Origin of the sequence: Anaerotignum faecicola, from assembly GCA_024460105.1 — a bacterium.
GTDB lineage: Bacteria > Bacillota > Clostridia > Lachnospirales > Anaerotignaceae > JANFXS01.
Window position 1 is genome coordinate 1 of the sequence record JANFXS010000291.1, and the last position, 448, is coordinate 448.

The window sequence follows — 448 nt, forward strand, 5'->3', positions numbered from 1 at the left end:
GTAGTTACTCCGATATTCTGCAATTAAATTTTCTGTAATTGAAAGTTCATTCATTAACTCTTTATAATTTTCATTAGATTTTAATTCTGGATACGCTTCTGACACCGCCGTGATAGCTGTAGTAACGTTTTCGATATCACCGGTAGAGCCTCTATTTTCAACAATCGCCGTCAATGTTTCCGCTTCATGCTTATCGTACTGCTTAACACAATTAGCAAGGTTGTAAACCAAATCTACACGTCGTTTTTCCTGAACTTTGATGTCAGAATCAGCAGTATTAACTTGCTCTTCCAAGGTAAATGCTCTGTTCTGGGAACTCTGTATACAAAACACACCTAACAAAATAATAGCAATAATACCGACTGCTACAATTAAAGCTACTTTCCAGTTGTTTTTAATTGTTCTCATGATTTTTTCTCCTTCTTACTCTTCTGAATTTATCTTCACT

At 35.0% G+C, this 448-nt stretch carries 1 protein-coding gene; it reads right to left on the minus strand.

The features are described from left to right. Nucleotides 1-408 (minus strand): LemA family protein (locus NE664_14020; GenBank protein MCQ4727751.1); only part of this gene is annotated, 408 nt, incomplete at its 3' end. Nucleotides 409-448 lie beyond the last annotated feature (40 nt).